The following is a 21,192-nucleotide window of genomic DNA, read 5'->3' as shown; positions in this document are numbered from 1 at the left end:
CTTGTGTCATCTTTCAAGGGGGCATATTTGACCATAGCCAGCCTATATAAACTACCCTTTTCCACAATTTTATAGCATCAAGATGATTACAAACCTCTGTGAGAATATAAAATGACTTTTTCATACATATATATCACTTTTAATTTATAAATTAAGTTGGATATTTACGTATGAAAATCAATCACAACCTAAGCAACATTTAATTCAAATTGTTGCTCAATAAAATGAATAAACTGCTTTAAATTGCTTCCCCATGTTTCAGGCGACTGGGCAACCAAGTAGGTAGTAAAATGAGCGGATTCAGTATTAAGTTCAAAACAACTTAATGACACTTTCTCGACTACTTTGTTTAGATATGACTTTGGCAATAAAGCAAAACCAACGCCTAATTCCACACAGCTTACAATCCCGTCCAGACTGCCCATTTCCATAATTTGTGAAGGCGGAACACTGTGATCATTTAAAAATAACTCGATTGCATGACGATAAGAACAACCTTGTCGAAACGCAATAAATCGGGTCTTTGCAAGCTTGGCAACATCTGGAAAGTGAGTTTGCTGTTTCGGACAAACCAAAACCAATTGTTCTTGCCAAACAGGTAAACTATACAACTCTGGAATTAAATATTTAGAAGCAACAAAAGCACAGTCGACCTCTCCTTGCTGCACAGCGCTTAACAAATATCGTGTCGGGTGAGTTTGCAGCTCAATCGGCAAATTCGGATATTGCTGCATACATTGATTGAGTAATTGAGGTAGACGTATTGCTGCTGTCGTTTCCATACTGCCCAAACGAATGGTTTCGTTCGGGTCAATATCACCCTCTTGAAAGATTTTTTTCGCTTTATTATGTAGAGCAATCATTTGAACAGCATAACTATGCAGCTGTTGTCCGGCATTCGTTAAAGTCACAGGGTTATTACGATTGAATAAAATAACCCCTAACTCTTCTTCAAGTTTTTTCACATGGCTCGTGATATTCGATTGCACCGTATACATTTTTTGTGCAGCCAAGGAAAAACTTCCACTCTCTGCAACAGCTAAAAAAAACTCTAGAGACTTAAGTAACATACCACTATCTCAAAACAAGATAATAACTATCATATTAAATCATTTTTAAAGATTTAAAAACTCGCTTTTAATAATAAAAAAATTGAGCGTCCTCTCATGTCTACGTTTTATCGAATGAGCTTAATTGTCTTTTTGGCAACTTGTTTGGGAATTGGTGTTTTTAGATTTTCCTATACTGCGCTTATGCCCATCATGATCGAGCAATACCAATGGACTCACGATTTTGCCAGTTACTTAGGGAGCGCAAATTTATTGGGATATCTCATTGGTGCCTTATTAGCGCTCTTAAGTATTAAAGAAAAGTACATCCCACCCATGATTGTCTTGTCGGCTATAGCTGGCAGCCTCAGCCTACTAGGCTGTTCATTTATGGATATGCCTTTGGTGTGGTTCATTTTTTGGCGTACGATTTCAGGTATTGCTGGCGGCTTACTTATGATTTTGGCGCCTAGCTTTGCAATGAAATACACTCCCAACACGCAAAGATTAAAAGTTAATTTCTTAGGATTTAGCGGGATTGGTGTCGGCGTTTTATCCGCCACTATTATTATTCCTCTACTTAAAAATATGCCCGTACATTATGTTTGGAATATTTTCGCGGGTCTTTCTCTATTAGGAAGCTTAACTCTTTATCGATTGTTAAGTCGTAATACTGCCCAGATTATTAAGCCGCAATCGACCACTATACAAGCCTTACAAAAATCACGTTTAGGCCTTGTCATTATTATTGCCTATATGTGTAGTGCCTTTGCATATATTCCACACTCTTTGTTTTGGATGGATTATTTATCTGGAACTCTGCATTTTCCCCTACAGCAAAGAAATCTATTTTGGGTTCTCTATGGAGTGGGAAGCTGCATTGGTGCACTTGTCGCTTATTGCTTAAGCAGACTAATCGGATATCTACAGGCCATTAAATGGTTATATACCATTTACAGCTTAGCCGTTGTTTTGCCGTTCCTTTCACATACCGCATCTTTACTGGCCTTATCTTCGCTTCTGACAGGCTTACTGACTCCCGCAACCGTATTTATTAGTTCTTATAGTCTGCTACAGATTTATGAGCACCGTTATCAAAAGCTTTGGAGCCTTGCCACCATTGGCTTTGCCAGTACTCAACTTTTGGGTGGTGTTGTCATTAGTACTTTGCATCATTTGCATTGGTCTTATGCACATCTCTTTCTTTTGGGTGGAACCGTTCTTCTCTTTGCGGTTTGCCTTTTAATTCCCCTACGCCCTTCTTTCACCTCAACTCTCGGAGAAACCAAATCGTGAAAACTCTGCTCTTTCCTTTATTTCTAGTTGCTTTCGTTCTTGTTATTCAAGCCCTAGACCAGAGTTATCAAAAGAAAATCGGCTTTATTAAAACTCCGAAACATCCCGAATTTATGCAATAAAAAAAGCCCTCAACCGAGGGCTTTTTAATAGAAGATTACTCTCCCATATGTTTAATAATTGCATCACCAAATTCAGAACAACGTAACAAGGTTGCACCCGGCATTAGGCGCTCAAAATCGTAAGTTACGGTTTTGGCAGCAATTGCTCCAGAAATTCCTTTAATGATCAGATCAGCAGCCTCTGTCCACCCCATATCACGCAGCATCATTTCCGCAGAAAGAATAATAGAACCAGGGTTTACTTTATCCTGACCTGCATATTTAGGTGCTGTGCCATGCGTTGCTTCATACACAGCAATAGCACCACCAATATTTGCACCCGGCGCAATACCAATACCTCCGACTTCCGCTGCCAAAGCATCAGAAATATAATCACCGTTTAAATTTAGCGTGGCAATCACAGAGTAATCGGCTGGACGCATGAGAATCTGCTGTAAAAATGCGTCTGCAATGACATCTTTGATAATGATGTCTTTACCCGTTCTAGGGTTTTTAATTTTAACCCATGGACCACCATCAATCAGTTCTCCACCGAAACGATCTAGAGCCAATTCATAACCCCACTCTTTAAATGCGCCTTCGGTGTATTTCATGATATTGCCCTTGTGAACCAACGTCACAGAAGGCTTGTCATTTTCGATTGCGAACTGAATGGCTTTACGGACTAAACGCTGTGTTCCTTCTTTCGATACAGGTTTAATTCCAATGCCACATCCTTCAGGGAAACGGATTTTTGTGACACCCATTTCTTCTTGAAGGAACTTAATGACTTTTTTTGCCTCTTCAGAATCAGCTTTCCATTCAATCCCTGCATAGATATCTTCCGAGTTTTCACGAAAAATCACCATATCGGTTAATTCGGGGTGTTGAACGGGTGATGGAACGCCTTCAAACCAACGCACTGGACGTACGCAAACGTATAGATCTAATTCTTGGCGCAATGCAACGTTGAGTGAACGAATACCTCCACCTACTGGTGTGGTTAAAGGACCTTTGATTGATACAACAAACTCGCGAAGTGCTTCAAAAGTTTCTTCAGGCATATAGTTGCCATAAATTTTATTGGCATTTTCGCCGCAATACACTTCCATCCATTCGATTGAGCGTTTGCCACCGTAAGCTTTTAAAATCGCAGCATCTACGACTGCTTTCATGGTTGGTGTAATATCCACACCAATACCGTCGCCTTCAATGAAAGGAATAATTGGATGATTTGGTACGTTCAGTGATAGGTCTGCATTTACTTTGATTTTGTCGCCGTCGGCAGGAACCACGATCTTCTGATAACCCATTGTGTAGATTCTCCCTTTTATAATACTTAATTAACTAAAAATAATTATCGATAAACAATACTTTCAACTTTTATTAACGCATAATAGCTTAATCGAATTTAATTCTTTTTGAGATTTATGTGGGAAATAAGCAAATTTCCCACTTAAATATAGCTCAATGTTTTCTCTAGTTATTTGAAAGAAGAAGCCATTTTTTATGAAAATTGTGATTCTCAACAAGCCATATGACGTTCTCTCCCAGTTTCGTAAAGACGAAGCGCACATGACCGTCTCTGACTTTGTTGATGACCCGACTTTGCGCTTGGCAGGCCGTCTTGATATGGACTCTGAGGGTTTAGTTTTTTTAACCGATCATGGTGGTCTGAATCAGTTCATTACCAACCCTGCAAATAAAAAATACAAAACGTATTTAGTTCAAGTTGATGGCGATGTAACCGAAGAAGCGCTTGAGCAACTTCGTAAAGGTGTAGAACTGAATGATGGTATGACGCTTCCTGCAAAAGCCATTAAAGTAAGTGAACCTGAATGGTTATGGGAACGCAATCCACCCGTACGTTACCGTGCAAATATTCCAACATCTTGGATTGAGATTTCAATTTGTGAAGGCCGTAACCGCCAAGTTCGTCGTATGACTTCTGCGGTAGGTTTTCCAACTTTACGTTTAATTCGTACTAAAATTGGCTCAATTGACTTAGTTCAACTTGGCTTAAGACCGGGTGATGTAAAAGAAATTGAACCATTACTCTACCCTGACTTTAAAGATGTACCAGCTGAACAGCCTTATCGCTCGCGTTCATACGTGAAAAAGCCAGGCGGTGCTGGTGGCAAACCAATGGTTCGCAAGAACAAAGATGGTTCTGCGAAAAAGTCTGGTACAAAACGTATTTGGCAAATGGATGAAAGCGAGAAACCACGTCGTAAGACCAATGGTACAACTCGCCCAAATACCAAAGCACCACGTGGTCGTGGCCGCAATGGTCGATAAGATTTAATCTTTTAAAAGCTCACATCAGTGGGCTTTTTTAATATCTTTTTTTAAGAAATAAAAAACCGGTGCATATGCACCGGCTCTTAAGCTATTTACTAACGAGTGAGTAATTAAGCCTCAACTGTTGCAAGAGCTGCATTAAATGTAGCACTTGGACGCATTACAGCATTTACTTTAGTTGGGTCAATTGCGTAGTAACCACCGATGTCCGCTGGTTTACCTTGTACTTGAGCAAGTTCAGCAACAATCTTCTCTTCATTTTCAGCTAAAGCTTTAGCAAGAGGAGCAAATTTAGCTTTCAACTCAGCATCTTCGTTCTGAGCAGCAAGTGCTTCAGCCCAGTAAAGTGACAAGTAGAAGTGGCTGCCACGGTTATCGATTTCACCAGTACGACGTGATGGAGACTTGTCATTGTCAAGCAATTTACCAGTCGCTTCATCAAGTGTCTTCGCAAGTAACTTAGCACGAGCATTATTTTCTTTAATACCCATTTCTTCTAAAGATACTGCAAGCGCAAGGAACTCACCAAGTGAATCCCAACGTAAGTGGTTTTCTTCAACAAGTTGTTGTACGTGTTTTGGCGCTGACCCCCCTGCACCAGTTTCGTACATCCCCCCCCCCGCCATTAGCGGAACGATAGACAACATTTTTGCAGAAGTACCAAGTTCCATAATTGGGAACAAGTCAGTTAAGTAGTCACGTAAGATGTTACCAGTCACAGAAATCGTGTCTAGGCCACGTACTACGCGCTCAAGTGTGTAACGCATTGCACGTACTTGAGACATGATTTGGATATCAAGACCAGTCGTATCATGATCTTTTAAGTACTTTTGTACTTTCTTGATCAATTCGTTTTCGTGTGGGCGGTACGGGTCAAGCCAGAAGATTGCAGGCATACCTGAGTTACGTGCACGAGTTACTGCAAGTTTAACCCAGTCACGAATCGGAGCATCTTTAACCTGACACATACGCCAGATATCGCCTTCTTCAACATTTTGAGTCAATAACACTTCACCAGTGTCAAGATCGGTAATATTTGCAATACCAGCTTCTGAAATCTCAAAAGTCTTGTCGTGAGAACCGTATTCTTCAGCTTTTTGAGCCATCAAACCAACGTTTGGTACTGTACCCATAGTCTTCGGATCGAAGTTACCATGCCACTTACAGAAGTTGATCATTTCTTGGTAAATACGGGCAAATGTTGATTCTGGCATAACAGCTTTAGCATCATACTGCTTACCATCAGCACCCCACATTTTACCACCGGCACGGATCATTGCTGGCATAGAAGCATCAACGATGATGTCGTTTGGTGAATGGAAGTTTGTGATGCCTTTTGCTGAGTCAACCATTGCAAGTGCAGGACGGTGTTCTTGACAAGCATGCAAGTCTTCAATGATTTCTTCACGCAACGAAGTTGGAAGAGTTTCGATTTTCTCGTACAACCCAGCCATACCGTTATTAACGTTAATGCCTAATTCGTCAAATAACTTACCGTGTTTTTCGAAAGCTTCTTTGTAATAGATTTTCACACAGTGACCGAAAACGATCGGGTGTGAAACTTTCATCATTGTCGCTTTTACGTGTAAAGAGAATAAAATTCCCGCTTCTTTACAATCATCAAGTTCTTTTTCATAGAAATCACAAAGTGCTTTCTTGCTCATGAACATTGAATCAATGATTTCACCTTCTTGAAGCGCAACTTTTGGCTTAAGAACAATGCTCTTACCACTATTTGTGATAAGTTCCATTTTCACATTACGCGCGCGATCAAGTGTCATTGATTTTTCACCATGGTAGAAGTCACCTTCTTCCATATGTGAAACGTGGGTTTGTGACCACTGTTTCCACTCGCTCATTGAATGAGGGTGTTTTTTCGCATAGTTTTTAACTGCTGCTGGAGCACGGCGGTCAGAGTTACCTTCACGAAGGACAGGGTTTACTGCTGAACCAAGGCACTTACCATAACGAGCTTTGATTGATTTTTCTTCTTCAGTCGTTGGATTTTCCGGATAATCTGGAATTGCATAACCTTTTGATTGAAGCTCTTTAATACATGCAGTTAATTGCGCAACAGACGCACTAATGTTCGGGAGTTTGATAATGTTTGTATCTGGATCTTGTGTAAGACGACCTAGCTCTGCAAGGTTGTCGGATACCTTTTGCTCTTCACTTAGGTAATCAGCGAATTCTGCGAGCACACGTGCAGCTACAGAGATGTCACTTTTAATAATCTCGATGCCAGCTGGCTTGGTAAAGGTCTCAATGATCGGCAGTAGCGAATAGGTCGCCAATAATGGCGCCTCATCAGTCAGTGTGTAAATAATAGTTGACTTTTCACCAGCCATATATAGCCCCTTCCGTTTGATTGAGTGTTGAGGACCGAGCTTGTGGCCCAGTGCCTACGAACCGATATGCTTAAATAAAACCCTGAGAGTATCGGCTCTCATTGTCTTCCAGTCAACGAAATATCCAGTGATAACGACATTTCGCAGCGAAATAATACATAATTTAAATCTATTGATAATATTCCTATACCCAACTTTAAGTAATACATAATTCATCATTACTTTTTTATGGACTGAATACGATTAAATTACATGAGATATCTTTCAGAGTTCTGACAATTATTATACTTTTCATTCAAAACAAACTCAAAGATAAAACGGATTTCATCTTTTAGTAGCACTTAAAAATAAAAAACCGATGTACAAAACATCGGTTTTTTATATACTATTTAACTGTTATTTAAGCTTTTAACCATTTTTCAGTTTTAGCCTGATCTTCAATAATAAGTTCAACTTCAGTTAAATCAGATGTAGCACACTCAACTTCAAAAGATATTAACTCATCGCGACGGAAAGCATACACAGTATAAGTACCGCCCTGTTTTGCATACTTCTCAACAAGTTTAGTGGTCGCTTTTAAACCATCAATTGCGATAATTACATCATTGGCAGAAATACCTGCTTTAGCTGCTGTGCTATCGCGGCGAGCACTTTGCACGAGTACGCCTTCTGGCTTATCAACAAGTTTCAAACCAAGTGGCAAAGATTTGTCAGTTTTAACTCTATAACTTAAGCCAAACTCAGGGAACAGTTGATCAAGTGGTAATTCATCAGTGGTATTAATCAAATGATTAATTTGTTCAATCCAGCTATCACCCGTCAGTTCTTTACATAAATCAAAAATAGTTCTTTCATTTACTTGCATACCATTTTGAGTGTTTTCATATAACCGACGCATTAAAGCATCAAGACTAGAACCACGTAGACGTAAACCTAAATCTAGACATAATGCAACTAACGAACCTTTATTGTAGTAACTGGTACCCGCATTATTCGAGTTTTCATCTTGGCGATAAAATTTTATCCACGCGTCAAAACTTGACTCTGCAACTGTTTGAACAAAACGACCCGGGTTTTGCAAGTAGCGGTCAATTTGTGCTTTGAGTAAATCAAGATAAGACTTCTGAGAAATCACGCCGCTACGTAATAAAATCAGGTCATCATAATATGAAGTAAAGCCTTCAAATATCCAAAGTAAAGAAGTATAACCTTCTTGATGCAAATTATAGTTTGCAAAGTTTTCTGGGCGGATAAACTTGACTAACCATGAATGAAAATATTCATGACTACATAAGCCTAAAAAGCGTTGATAATCTTTAGAAGGTTCAGTGGGTTCATTCGACTTTGGCAAATCCTCACGCGGTGTAATCAAGCTTGTGCTATTACAATGCTCTAATCCGCCATAACTATTCCCCGTTGCCATGGTCATAAAAGTATAGTTTTTAAATGGTGCTGAACCGAACATATTAATTTCAGCTGCACAAATTTTTTCAATATCGGCTTTTAGACGATCAATATTGGTATTGTGCGAACCAGAAATTACGAACTCATGTTCAATGCCGTTCGTCTCAAAACTAAAGCGTGTTTGATCAGCCAACTCAAATGGACTATCGATCAGTTGATCATAATAATCTGCTTTTAAAGTAAATCGACCTTTAACTAAGCTTTTTGAAGCTAAGCCCGTTGCTAACTGAAAATGCTTTAATTCATCTGGCAAGAAAACTTCGACTTCACAAGCAGACTGTTCTTGCCCTTCTAAAGCTAAACATACACATGCTGGATTAATATATAAGCGTGTCTGGTCTACATACGCACCACGTACAGACAAATCATATGCATACACATCATATTCAATCGTCATTAATTCGTGGTCTGTATTAAATAAACGCCAGCGATTCTTACTCGTTTTTTTAATGTCCAGCAGACGTCCAGCTTCATCATAAGCTTTAACGGATTCAATATGTTTTGAGAATTCTCGAATTAGATAACTACCCGGAATCCACGTTGGTAACCAAAGTTCCTGATTCGGGTTGGCTAAAAAACGAATTGTCACGTGAACAAGGTGCTGTTTGTAATCATCGAACTCAATTTGATAATGCAACATAAATTCTTCAATTTAAAATAAGAACGGCTTCACATTAGATTATCACTTTTTTGTATCGTCTTGCGTAGATGTATTTTTTGGCAACAATTCCCACTAGCCTTCCACGAAAAAAAGGCATAGCATGCTGTGCATCTGTGTCCCGTATTTGCCAGTGAAGTTAAGGTCATCCGTGAAATTTTTTCTATCTCTTTTTACCCTCTTTAGTATTTTTTGTACTACCGTAACCAATGCTGCATTACTCAATATTGCACCTGAAAGTGTTGAAGCTGCTGCATGGACTATTGTAGATACTCAATCGGGTCAAATCATTGCTGAGCATAATAGCCATGTTCAACGCGCACCAGCATCTTTAACCAAAATGATGGTTGCATACATTGCCCTAAAAGAGATTAAAGCTGGAAAACTGAAAAAAGAAGAAATCATTACTGCAACTCCAGTGGTTAGTGTTGTGCAGTGGGATGAATCACAAATGTATCTTAAAGCTGGTGAACAAATTTCAGTTGATCAGTTATTGGCAGGTCTAATCGTGATGTCTGCTAATGATGCAGCCGTGACTTTAGCTGAAAAAATCTCTGGTGATGTTCCGCGTTTCGTGCAACGTATGAATCAGGAAGCTCAAGCTTTGGGTATGAAAGATACTCATTTTAGTAATCCTGCCGGAATTACGATGCCTGACCATTTCACTACAGCACACGACCTTAGCTTATTAAGTCAGGCATTAATTAAACAAACCCCTGAATATTTACATTATTCAAAAATGCCAAGCTTTAGCTATAACCAACGCTTCCATCATGCGACAAACCTTGCGCTCAAATATGATCCATATGTAGATGGCCTTAAAACGGGATATACCAAAGCAGCAGGTTATAACTTGGCACTCACAGCTTCACGTCCTTCATTCTCATCTGACTTAACTCAAAGACGTTTATTAGTCATTGTTTTAGGTACACCGAGTGCTGTAAAACGCGCTGAGATTGCAGATAAATTAATGAATCTTGCTTACGCCTATACACGTGATGAAGTGATTATTCCTGAGCAGAAATTAATTGCTGAACTACCTGTTGTAAAGTCGACTTTAAAAATGTTTAAGGTTGAAACAAAGCAACCAACAATTGTAACGACATCTTTATATGCAGACCCAGCACCAATTGACCTAAATACTTTTGATAATGCAACCCAACGCGTTCAAGTACTCGATAGTAACCAACAGCTCAAGGTGATTGCTCCACTTGAAACGACTCAAACACATGTAAACATTGAGCTCAATGAAAAACAATTAACTGCGCCATTAATGAAAGTCGTAAGTTTGGCAACAGTATCGATTTATCAAAATAATCAACTGATCCGTAGTCTTCAAATCGAAGATAACGTACATATTGAAGAAGCCAATATTTTCCAAAAAATCGCAATGTGGTTTTCTAGCCTCTTCTCTATTTTTTCATCAAGTGAACATAGTGCTGCAAAACTCTACCCTGTAGATTCGCACTAAAAACATCAAATTGTGCACAGACGCACAATAAATTTTATAAATAAAAGATGGCATAATTTAGCCATCTTTTTTTATAGAAAAATAATTAGGTGAAAAAATGACCCAAAATTTACATCATATTGTAATTGTTGGTGGTGGTGCTGGCGGCTTAGAACTGGCCACACAACTCGGTGAAACTTTTGGGAAAAACCGTAAAGCAAAGATTACATTGGTTGACCAAAACCTTACCCATATTTGGAAACCATTGCTTCACGAAATTGCTGCTGGCTCTTTAAATCCGCACGAAGAACAAACTAACTATTTTGCGCACTCAGAAAAACATCATTACGAATTTGTACTCGGAACATTAGTTGGGGTTAATAAAGATAAAAAATTAATTGAACTAATGCCCCCTCAAGTGTCTAAGGATCAACAGAATCATTCGCAAGAGCTAAGTTATGACACACTTATTTTAGCGCTTGGTTCTGTATCAAATGACTTTAATACCACGGGAGTGCGTGAAAACTGCCATTTCCTTGATAGCAGAAAGCAAGCCGATATTTTCCAGCAAGATTTATTACATCTTTATATTGAAGCTCAGAATCAACCCAATCAGCGAACTTTAAATATTGGAATTGTTGGTGCGGGAGCAACAGGTGTGGAACTGGCAGCTGAGTTAATTGAGACAACTAAAAACTTTTATCGATATGGTTTAAAGAAGATTCATCCAAACCAAGTCAAAATTACACTAATTGAAGCTTCTGAGCGTATTTTACCTGCTCTAAGCGATAAAACTGCTGAACACAGTGCTGGGCAACTCAAAAAAATGGGTGTTGAAATTTTAACTCAACACCGCGTTGAAAAAATTGATGAGCATTGCATCTACTTTAGCAATGGCAACCAACTCAAAAGTGATATTACCGTTTGGGCCGCAGGCGTAAAAGCACCAAAGGTATTAGAAAGTTTTACCGATTTTAAACGCGATAATATTAACCGCCTGATGGTCTATGCAACCTTGCAAACCTATTCTGATCCAAATGTATTTGCGTTTGGTGACTGCGCTCATTGCCAACTTGATGCAAGACATCCTCCACTTGGCCCCCGTGCTCAAGTTGCAAGCCAACAGGCCAGCTTTTTAGTCGATGCTATGGCTGCTCGACTAAATGGCCGATCACAGCCGATGTTTACATTTAACGACAAAGGTTCTCTCGTGTCTTTAAGTCGTCATAAAGCCGTTGGAGAATTACTTGGAGATGTAAGCGTGCAAGGCTATATTGCGAAAACAATGTATGTCTCTTTATATCGTTTACATCAAGCAACGATTCACGGATATACTCAGGCTGGACTACTCACAATGAAAGATTTACTTACAAGACGTGTACGTCCAAAAATTAAGCTGTATTAAGTTGAATTTTTTAAGTTCGTCCCTATTTATATAAAAACGCATCAGAAAAAGTGCCAAAGATTAAGATTTTGTAGTCTACAAAATTTATTTTTCACTTTATGATGTACGCTTCAATTGATTGAATGGATCAAAAACATGACTGCTATTGCAAATAACCACGTGGTTTCATTCCACTACAAATTAACAAACGCTGAGGGTGAAACACTTGATCAATCTCAAGGTGAACCACTTGCCTATTTGCACGGTGCAGGCAATATCATTCCTGGTTTAGAAAATGCATTAACAGGTAAAACTGTTGGTGAAAAATTCACTGTTAACGTTCCAGCTGCTGAAGGTTATGGCGAATACAACCCAGACCTAGTACAAGAAGTTCCAGCTCAAATGTTCCAAGGTGTTGAGAACATTCAACCTGGTATGCAATTCCAAGCTCAAACAGATGACGGCGTACAGATCGTTACTGTTAAAGCGGTTGAAGGCGACAACGTTGTTGTTGATGCTAACTTCCCACTTGCTGGTCAAGATTTAACTTTTGAAGTTGAAATCGTAGAAATCCGTGATGCTTCTCAAGAAGAATTAGATCACGGTCACGTACACGGTGCTGGTGGTCATCACCACTAATTCATCTTTAAAGATGATAAGAGCAAAGCTTCGGCTTTGCTTTTTTTATATATTTATTTTTATATAATATTTTGATAATAATTCTTTAACTCACCTCACTCTATAAGGGCCAATTTTCATGTCAAACGTAAATCAGCTAATTTGGTTTCGTCAAGATTTGAGAGTTCGAGACCATGCTGCTTTATGGCATGCCTCTCAACAAGGGCCTTGTATTGGGTTAATTATTTTATCGCCTGAACAATGGAAAATGCATCACGATGCGCCTATAAAAATTAATTTCTATTTACGTCAACTTCAACAACTAAAAAAAGAACTAGAACAACTTAATATTCCCCTTATTATCCAAGTCATTCCTTACTGGAAAGATATCGCTGATTATATTGGTGAACTTAGCACTCAACTTAATATTGAAAATGTCTATTCAAATATAGAGATCGGCGTTAATGAATTAAAAAGAGATAAAACTGTACAAGATTTTTTAAATCAACAAGGTAAAGAGCTCTTTTTATTCCATGACCGTACGATTTTTCCTTTATGCTCTATTCGCAATCAGTCACAGCAGCCCTATCAGGTTTTCGGTGCATTTAAAAAAGCATGTTATTCAAAATTGGATATCAGTGGTTTACCTCAATGCTATCCAATTCCTGAAAAGCAAAGTAGCTATCCAGCGTCTTTTTCAAAAATAAACAGCTTAACTCTAGAAGATATTGAAGCTTTTTTTGATCCTTCTGTTTCTAAAGAGCAACAAGGCTTATGGCTAGCTGGAGAAAATTTTGCTCTAGAGCAGCTCGACATATTTATTAAAGATCATTTATCTGATTATAAATTAGAACGTGACTTTCCCAATGTAAGAGGAACTAGCCAACTTTCCCCCTACTTAAACATTGGGATTTTGTCTATCCGCCAGTGCCTGCAAGCTCTTTTTAGGGCTGAACATGGCAACTTTCATTTGACAAATGAAGGCCAGCAGACTTGGTTAGATGAACTCATTTGGCGAGAATTTTATCAACATATTTTATTTGATTTCCCCCATGTTTCTAAACATATTCCGTTTAAAAAAGACACTCAGAAAATTAAGTGGAATCACAACCCAGAGCACCTAATTGCATGGCAAACGGGCCAGACAGGTATACCGATTATTGATGCTGGAATGCGTCAACTTTTAAAAACGGGATGGATGCATAATCGTGTTCGCATGATTACCGCTATGTTTTTATGTAAAAACTTACTCATCGATTGGCGAGTAGGTGAACAATGGTTTATGGAGCATTTAATCGATGGGGATTTAGCAGCAAATAATGGTGGCTGGCAATGGTGTGCTTCTACCGGAACTGATGCCGTACCTTACTTTAGAATTTTTAACCCTATTGCTCAATCAAAGAAATTTGATCCAAATGGAGATTATATTCGTCAATGGGTTGAAGAATTAGCTCATCTAGACAATAAAGCCATTCATGAGCCCTACTCGACTAAAACGAATATTCAGTTAAATTATCCAAAACCAATTGTAGATTTAAAGGAAACTCGTCTTAATGCAATTGAAACTTTCAAGAGTATTTAAATAAGAATTACGTCTTAAGTGTTTATTTTTAATTAAAAAATAATAACAGTATTTGACTATAGTGAGACTTTGTTCTACAAATAAACATAATAGATACTTAAAAAAGGCCATAAACAACAACAACTTCGCAATGTCTCACATTTAGTAATAAAAGTATAAAAAAATTAACATTACAATAAGGTAGCTATAGCTCACATGCAACAAAAGAACCCTGGAAGAACACTCGTCTTATGGATTATCGCAGCTCATCTATTTATGGGCATGGTGGCGTATGAGTGGTTGCCTGTAAGTTTTAGAGGAAGCTGGATTTTTATTCTCATTCTTTTAATTTCTGGAGCTTTTTTACAAGTTGGTGCATCCTTAATTGTGGGCTTACTCGCTTTTATCGGTGTTGCAGTATATTTTCTACTCGACTTAGGGGCTCAGACGCATATTGAACGTCAGCTTCTTTTACTTTTTATTATTCCCCTCATTCCTCTTTTTCTGAGTGCTGTTCGCCATAATATTGAAATTAACGTTCAAAAATACCGCGATATTCAAAGTTATGACCGTAATTATCGCCGTGATATTTTCCCGCTTAGCGCACTCAAGTATTTTCAACGCAGTTTCTTTAAGCTTCTTGATCATCATCACATTCAAGACTATGAAGTCTTTGAAATTAGAATTCTCAACCGAAGCTTAATTAAAGAAATGTTAGGCGACGATGTGTGGAAAACCACTCAAAATGAAATGATTAAAATTTTGAGCCAACATCATCCACAAGAAATCGTTTTCCAGTTTGCTGATGATGATCTTGAAACTATATACAGCATTGTAATTCGCAAGCAAAAAACGGATGAAGAACCTGAATTTATTAAAAAGCTAAAAGAAATTATGACTTTGCGGCTTGAAGTCGAATATAAAGTTATTCAGATTCCACCTGAAGAGGAGATTACTTAATGTCTAATCTTCTTAATATTTGTGGAATTATTATTGCATCTAGTCAGTATCCTGATGCCACTTTACAGCAGTTCTATCGGCAATATTATCATTGTGAGATTAAAACGGAACAAACAAAAACAGAAGTTCAGAGTACCGATGATCTTTCAATGTTTTTTCCATATCAGGATACATGGTGGCCTATCTTTACAATTGACCAGATCAGCTCGGATAGCTTTCAACGACTTATTCATAAAGGGTTCAAGCCTGGCATTATATTGCCGGATGAAGTTTTTAGCTTTTCTCATTATTTCTTGCTCAAAGAAGCAGTCAGCCAAGGTGCGATTCCGATTGCACTTTATAAATCAGAGCAACCTCAATATTTTGCGGCTAAAGCCACATTTTCAACTGCAATTGGGTTGCGCCCAATGGCTGCTTTTGTCTCAACGGGATGGGATGAAAATTTAATTTCACAGACCGCTGGTAGTTATATTATTCAATTTAACCCTTCGCAGCTCCCGTTACCCTCTAGAGAAATTAAGCAAAAACAGCATTTATTTTATTCGGCTAAACGTTTTAACGGTCATATTTCTGGGTATGAAATTATTATTAATCCTCCTGCTGATCTACCCACAACAAATATTCGATATCCTCAACTCGGAATATCTTGGAAATTTAATAAGATTAATTACATAAGTACGCCAGAGCATGTAAAAACTAATTTCCTTGGATACATTTTTATCGGTTTAAGTACTGTTGTAGTTCCACTCGATCTAATTCTGACGAGTACCTACCCTGACCTCCTTGGTACGTTTGGTAGCTATATTTCATGGTTCTCTCTTGTAATCGGGTTGATTTTATTAGTCTTGCTCATCTCGTCTATTATCAGGAGGGTTAAATCAAATGGCTCCCATCGATATTCTCTTCTTATTTGGATTTTTAGGGATTTGGATTCCACAAGCATTTTGGGCGTGGTTAAGTTATCAAGCTTGGAAATATTCAAAAACAGCAGAAAAAGAGTTACAAAACCTTCCAATACCAGAGAGATGGCCCGTTTTGAGTGTCTTGATCCCTGCCTATAATGAAGGTGTTGTGATTGAAGATACTTTGCATGCAATTGCTCAACAAGATTACCCAGCCGAAGCATATGAAGTTTTACTCATTAATGATGGGTCAAAGGATAACACCCTAGAAATCGCCGAAAATTTGGCAAAAATTTATCCTTGCATAAAGATTGTTAATGTTCCTAAAGGAATGGGGGGTAAAGGTAAATCTAGAACGCTTAATAATGGCCTCCCCCATGCTAGAGGCGAATTGATTGTTGTCTATGATGCGGACAGTACACCAGAACCCGATTGTGTTCGCTTGCTAGCTCAAACCCTACTTGCCGATAAAAAATTAGTAGCCGTTAATGGAAAAGTAAGAACACGTAATTGGCAAGATAGTATTTTGACCCGATTTATTGCCATTGAGTTCATCTTTTTCCAATGGATTTTCCAAGGCGGTCGTTGGCAACGTTTTGAGCTATCGACATTAATGGGTACTAACTATGTGATTTGGCGTGATGCTTTAGAAACCTTAGGCGGTTTTGATGAAAAGTCATTGGTCGATGATACAGAAATGAGTTTTAGGATTTTCATTGGTCAAAAACGGATTAAATGGGTGCCCTATGCAATTGGTTGGCAGCAAGATCCTCCATCTCTGAGTGTGTTTGTTAAACAGCGTTCACGTTGGACCCAAGGTAATTTTTATGTGACTCGTAAATATTTATCCGTCGCATTAAGAACGCCTTTTCCTATCGGAATTGAAATTCTTAACAACATTATGTGCTACATACTTTTTGTACCCGCTTTATTCTGGAGTCATATCACCTTAACCCTTGGCATACTTGATATTGCGGGTATTTCAGTTCCAGGCCCATTCACAACTCTATGGGGACTGTCATTTTGCCTATATGTGGCACAAATGTGGTTTACGCTTTCACTCGAAAAAGTTAAACCAGAACTCTACTTTTATTCAGTTCTATCTTACGTAAGTTACTCAAAATATTTCTATTTATTGTTTTTAAAGCCGCATATGACATGCTTAAAAATAAAATACAGGGCAACTCCCTTCAATGGTACAAAACGGAACGTAGCAAGGAGAAAAAATAAATGAAAAAGACTTTTGATCTTTACAAAACAGCTCAAGTGCTCCTTGCCAGCACCAGTCTTATGCTCGCCATGTCTGCTCATGCGTATACATGGGAACTGGACGATATTAGTACTTCTACTAAATACACAGTCGAGCCTCATTTTTTCTATATTGGCAAAGGTGCCCAGTGGCAAAACATTCAATTTTCAAGTGATTATTCCACTGAAAGCGATACAACTTTACTTGTAAAATATGATGATAAACTCATTTATAACACTACCCTAAGTGGGGATGGTCAAGTCAAATTTGATATTCCAGCAAGTCAGAGTGGTTTTCACCGTTTAGATTTTATTATTCAACAATATGCGAAACCGACTACGCTGAATCAAACCAAAGAAACATTCTGTACAGAAGATATTGATCACCTAACTTATTTAAGTAATTCCCAGCTCGACTTTACACCTATTCGTAATGAATATCGCTTAAAAGATTTGCCAGATGCTTTATATAACCCACAAGCGAGACGGCCTACTCCATTTGTTGGTATTTTAAAATACAACCGTAAAGAGATTATAGAAGCCTCCATGCTCGCCAGATTAGCAAGTTCATGGACCTCCATAACACCTGTTGAATGGGTTGATTCAGGACAAACCAATTTAAATCCTGAAACAAACTTTATTATTGAAGTTATTCGCTCAGCAGCACCACTAAAAGGCGGAGCACTAGTACAAATTGCAAAACCTGTAGAAGGTGTGCCTACCTTATCAATTACTTATCATACTCAACAAGATTTAACGAGCGCAGTAAATGGACTAATTAATTCTTCTTATGTACAACAATTGAGTACAGGAAACGCAGTTTTTCCAAATACAATATCTAATCCAACATGGGCTCAATTTAAAAAAATCGATACACTCGCCGATTTAGGTATTCAAGATTTCAGATTAAATCACGCTGAAAAAAACTTATTTCTTGATTTCCCTGCGGTATGGCAACCAACCGATATCTTGCAAGGACAAATCGCACTTCGTATTCAAAGTGGTTTATTACAAGGTTCCAATATTACAGCTTGGATTGATGGAGGACTTGCTGGAAGCATGAAAACAGCCGACCTTGCTTCAGACCCAGTAAACCGTCAGTTCAATATTTTTGCAAAAGCTATTTCTAATACGACAAATTTTAGTCTAAAGCTGGAAAATTCAGTGATAGCCAATTCCCAATGTTTACCTAACGCACATGGTTCACTTTGGATTGATACAGCCAAATCTACTGTAAAGCTACCTCATAAACTTAAAAATGGTGTAGCCGCAATTTCAATGACTTTAGCAACAACCCCCACAATTGCGGTTGATGGTCAATCTGGTGCATTAAATATCGCGATTGTGTTAGGTCAAACTGCGAAAAAAATGCTTTTAACCCAAGCACCAATGCCTCTCAACCTAGTCCGTTATTCACCGAGCGCGCCACAATCTGTAAATGTCCGCGTTAACAAAGATATTTATCAACAACAAGTACTAATGCATCAGGATATTATTTATGCACCTGCTGCCCAAAATGGTTTTATTGTCAGTTATAACAATAACCGCTTTGATGTGATTACCGACTCACAAGGTGGCGCACAAACGTTTATGCACCTTTGGGAAAAAATACAACATAAAATTCCAAACAACGTGACGAAAATGCTGGTTTCAGAAAATGGAAATATCTATGTTTTACAAAAACTCATTGTCGGAAATCAAAAGGCGCCTCTAGTCCAACAGTCTTCTTTCTTCTTATTAGTTGTGATTATCTCTGCAATTATGATAATAATTATCTTCTTGTGGTACTGGTTAAGACGAAATAATGAGAAAACAGATACCAATTAAAATAGCTGCTTTTATTATTTTAATTATATGTAGTGTCATCGTATATGCGGGGCTTTTCAAACATCAAGGTCAAGCCCCTCATATTGAAGGTGTTTTCTGGCAACCTGACAATAACACTACTCCTCCAGAAGGAAATTGGCACTATTTAGGTGTTGATACATTTGTTCCCCAATGGTCTGTTGTTGAATCTAAATCTTGGTGGAAAGAATCAAATTTTCCACAATGGGAAAAAGCTATTAATTTAGAAAAGATTAAACAAGAACCTTGGGCAAAAAATCTCATATTGGGCTTAGCCGGTGAATATAATGAACCTAAAGCTCGGGCTAATGTCATTGAGTTAGGCGAAAAATCTGCCCAAATTATAAAAGAGCAAAAAACAGCATTTAAAGGTTATTACTTTCCGGTAGAAGCAGATCCAACTTGGCTACGAGTCAGTGCTTTAGGTCATGTGTTATCGAAGCTTCCTTCACCAGTCTGGGTGAGTATTTATAGTGGCGAAACTGAGCCTGAAAATTATGATTTATGGGTTAAAAGCTGGCTGCCTGACCATACGGGAGTTTTTTTCCAAGATGGTGTTGGCGTAGGCGTTCGATCACCTAAACAGGCCAAACATATTTTAGATCAGCTTGAAGATAAACTTGGAAAAGACAAAGTAATTATAGTATTAGAAGCTTTTAGAGTGAAAAAGAATGGGCAATTTAGAGCCGCATATCCTTGGGAAATTATTTCTCAGCTAAAAGCATATGAAGGTAAAACTGTTTATATTTTTGATGGTCCTCATTACATGAGCCGCTGGTGCGTTAATATTGTGAGCTTATGGTACCGCCTCACTTATGGTCATGCCAACAAAACCATAAATGAGACGAGATCCTTAAATCATGATTATGCCAATTCATAAGATTTAGCAATTTGATTGAGAATACGTTGAGCTGCTTGCCCATCGCCGAATGGGTTTTCTACATGCGCCATTTTTTCATAGTGCTGTTGGTCAGTGAGTAACTTTTCAGCTTCTTCAATAATTTTTTCTTGATTTGTCCCCACCAAAACGCCTGCCCCCACCTCAACCACTTCTGGTCGCTCGGTAGTGTCCCGCAAGATTAAAACTGGCTTATTAAATGATGGACTTTCTTCTTGTAAGCCTCCCGAATCCGTCAAAATAAAAGTAGATCGGTCTATCACTGCCAATAGACTTGGGTAGTCTAATGGTTTAACAAGATGAATTTGGGAATGGTCTTTAAACTTATCATGGACTACGTCATGGACGGCTGGGTTTAAATGTACAGGCCAAATGAAATGTAAATCAGGATGTGCTTGAGCTAAGTGCTCAACCGCATTGCAAATATTTTGAATTCCACCGCCAAAATTTTCACGACGGTGGGCAGTAATAAGTACTACTTTGTCATCTTGCTTTAATTGAATTCCATAAGGTTCAAGCCGGTTCTTCAAATCAGATTTTTCAGCAATTAATTTACGCCCTAAATACACCGCATCAACAACTGTATTGCCTGTAACCGTAATGAGCTCTGACGGAATTTGTTCATTGAGTAAATTTCTTTTTGATTGTTCAGTCGGGGCAAAATGCCATTTAGTAATACGTGAAACCAACTGACGATTTCCCTCCTCTGGAAAAGGATGATCTAAATCATAAGAACGTAAACCAGCTTCAACATGCGCAACAGGGACTTTCATTGAAAACGCGACTAAGCCAGCTGCTAAAACAGTTGTTGTATCACCTTGGATAACAATTGCATCTCGTTTTTGCCCATCAGTGTATACATTCTCGATTTGGCTCAAACCATGAATTAAGAGCTGATTTAAACTTTGTCCAGCATTCATAATTTTAAGACGGTGGTCAATTTCAACCCCAAAGAAATCTATCGCATCTCTTACTAGTTCGTCATGCTGTCCAGTAAAAATCACTTCAACTTGAAAGCGAGGGTCTTGTTTTGCCAATAAAATAACAGGGGCAAGTTTGATTAATTCAGGACGGGTTCCAAATACAATAGATATAAAAACTTTATTCAC

The 21,192-nt window shown here is 38.3% G+C and carries 15 protein-coding genes and 2 pseudogenes; 12 read left to right on the top strand and 5 right to left on the bottom strand.

Going from position 1 to position 21,192, the window contains the following annotated elements; genetic code table 11:
* Positions 1–188 precede the first annotated feature (188 nt).
* On the bottom strand, positions 189–1,070 hold the full coding sequence (locus J655_RS10465; protein ID WP_017399282.1) for a LysR family transcriptional regulator: 882 nt from the start codon (positions 1,068–1,070) through the stop codon (positions 189–191).
* A gap of 96 nt (positions 1,071–1,166) precedes the next feature.
* On the opposite strand from J655_RS10465, the gene J655_RS10460 reads away from it, so the two are divergent.
* A complete protein-coding gene (locus J655_RS10460) occupies positions 1,167–2,345 on the top strand; it encodes a YbfB/YjiJ family MFS transporter (RefSeq protein ID WP_032041975.1) in 1,179 nt (392 codons plus the stop codon).
* A complete protein-coding gene (locus tag J655_RS24485) occupies positions 2,342–2,467 on the top strand; it encodes a hypothetical protein (RefSeq protein ID WP_017399280.1) in 126 nt (41 codons plus the stop codon). The genes J655_RS10460 and J655_RS24485 overlap by 4 nt, the downstream gene beginning before the upstream one ends.
* A gap of 35 nt (positions 2,468–2,502) precedes the next feature.
* Here the strand turns inward: J655_RS24485 and icd are convergent, their stop codons facing one another.
* Positions 2,503–3,759, bottom strand: a complete 1,257-nt coding sequence (icd, locus tag J655_RS10455; RefSeq protein ID WP_032052342.1) for an NADP-dependent isocitrate dehydrogenase — start codon at positions 3,757–3,759, stop codon at positions 2,503–2,505.
* Positions 3,760–3,955: 196 nt separating this feature from the next.
* On the opposite strand from icd, the gene J655_RS10450 reads away from it, so the two are divergent.
* Entirely contained in the window at positions 3,956–4,744 is a 789-nt protein-coding gene (locus tag J655_RS10450; protein WP_032006962.1) for an rRNA large subunit pseudouridine synthase E, read from the top strand.
* A 113-nt stretch (positions 4,745–4,857) separates the two neighbouring features.
* Here J655_RS10450 and J655_RS10445 read toward each other — a convergent pair whose 3' ends face one another.
* On the bottom strand, positions 4,858–7,095 hold the full coding sequence (locus J655_RS10445) for an NADP-dependent isocitrate dehydrogenase (protein WP_002118624.1): 2,238 nt from the start codon (positions 7,093–7,095) through the stop codon (positions 4,858–4,860).
* Positions 7,096–7,495: 400 nt separating this feature from the next.
* Entirely contained in the window at positions 7,496–9,199 is a 1,704-nt protein-coding gene (locus J655_RS10440; RefSeq protein ID WP_032052341.1) for a M61 family metallopeptidase, read from the bottom strand.
* Between the two features lie 169 nt (positions 9,200–9,368).
* On the opposite strand from J655_RS10440, the gene J655_RS10435 reads away from it, so the two are divergent.
* From J655_RS10435 to J655_RS10395, 9 genes and pseudogenes are all read left to right on the top strand, one after another.
* On the top strand, positions 9,369–10,688 hold the full coding sequence (locus J655_RS10435; protein ID WP_017480597.1) for a D-alanyl-D-alanine carboxypeptidase PBP6B: 1,320 nt from the start codon (positions 9,369–9,371) through the stop codon (positions 10,686–10,688).
* Between the two features lie 97 nt (positions 10,689–10,785).
* Complete coding sequence (locus J655_RS10430) at positions 10,786–12,072, top strand: NAD(P)/FAD-dependent oxidoreductase (protein WP_005067905.1); 1,287 nt, start codon at positions 10,786–10,788, stop codon at positions 12,070–12,072.
* Positions 12,073–12,207: 135 nt separating this feature from the next.
* A complete protein-coding gene (locus J655_RS10425; RefSeq protein ID WP_002118581.1) occupies positions 12,208–12,690 on the top strand; it encodes an FKBP-type peptidyl-prolyl cis-trans isomerase in 483 nt (160 codons plus the stop codon).
* 118 nt (positions 12,691–12,808) lie between these two features.
* The gene (locus J655_RS10420) at positions 12,809–14,251 is read left to right on the top strand and encodes a cryptochrome/photolyase family protein (protein WP_032052340.1); all 1,443 of its coding nucleotides are present in this window, start codon (positions 12,809–12,811) and stop codon (positions 14,249–14,251) included.
* 195 nt (positions 14,252–14,446) lie between these two features.
* A complete protein-coding gene (locus J655_RS10415) occupies positions 14,447–15,190 on the top strand; it encodes a hypothetical protein (RefSeq protein ID WP_002118735.1) in 744 nt (247 codons plus the stop codon).
* Positions 15,190–16,083 (top strand): annotated as a pseudogene (locus tag J655_RS10410) (hypothetical protein); the annotation flags it as partial. The gene J655_RS10415 and the pseudogene J655_RS10410, both read left to right, overlap by 1 nt.
* Positions 16,073–17,322, top strand: a pseudogene (locus J655_RS10405) (glycosyltransferase family 2 protein). The pseudogenes J655_RS10410 and J655_RS10405, both read left to right, overlap by 11 nt.
* A complete protein-coding gene (locus J655_RS10400; RefSeq protein WP_002118983.1) occupies positions 17,323–19,167 on the top strand; it encodes a hypothetical protein in 1,845 nt (614 codons plus the stop codon).
* On the top strand, positions 19,145–20,065 hold the full coding sequence (locus tag J655_RS10395; RefSeq protein ID WP_017386261.1) for a hypothetical protein: 921 nt from the start codon (positions 19,145–19,147) through the stop codon (positions 20,063–20,065). The genes J655_RS10400 and J655_RS10395 overlap by 23 nt, the downstream gene beginning before the upstream one ends.
* On the opposite strand, the gene wecB is transcribed toward J655_RS10395, so the two are convergent.
* Entirely contained in the window at positions 20,050–21,192 is a 1,143-nt protein-coding gene (gene wecB / locus J655_RS10390) for a non-hydrolyzing UDP-N-acetylglucosamine 2-epimerase (RefSeq protein ID WP_032006957.1), read from the bottom strand. The genes J655_RS10395 and wecB overlap by 16 nt on opposite strands.

The organism is Acinetobacter sp. 1294243, assembly GCF_000588015.1.
In the GTDB taxonomy this organism is placed as follows: Bacteria; Pseudomonadota; Gammaproteobacteria; order Pseudomonadales; family Moraxellaceae; genus Acinetobacter; species Acinetobacter pittii.
Note: the sequence above shows the minus strand (reverse complement) of the source record. Positions and strands in the feature narration are given on the sequence as shown.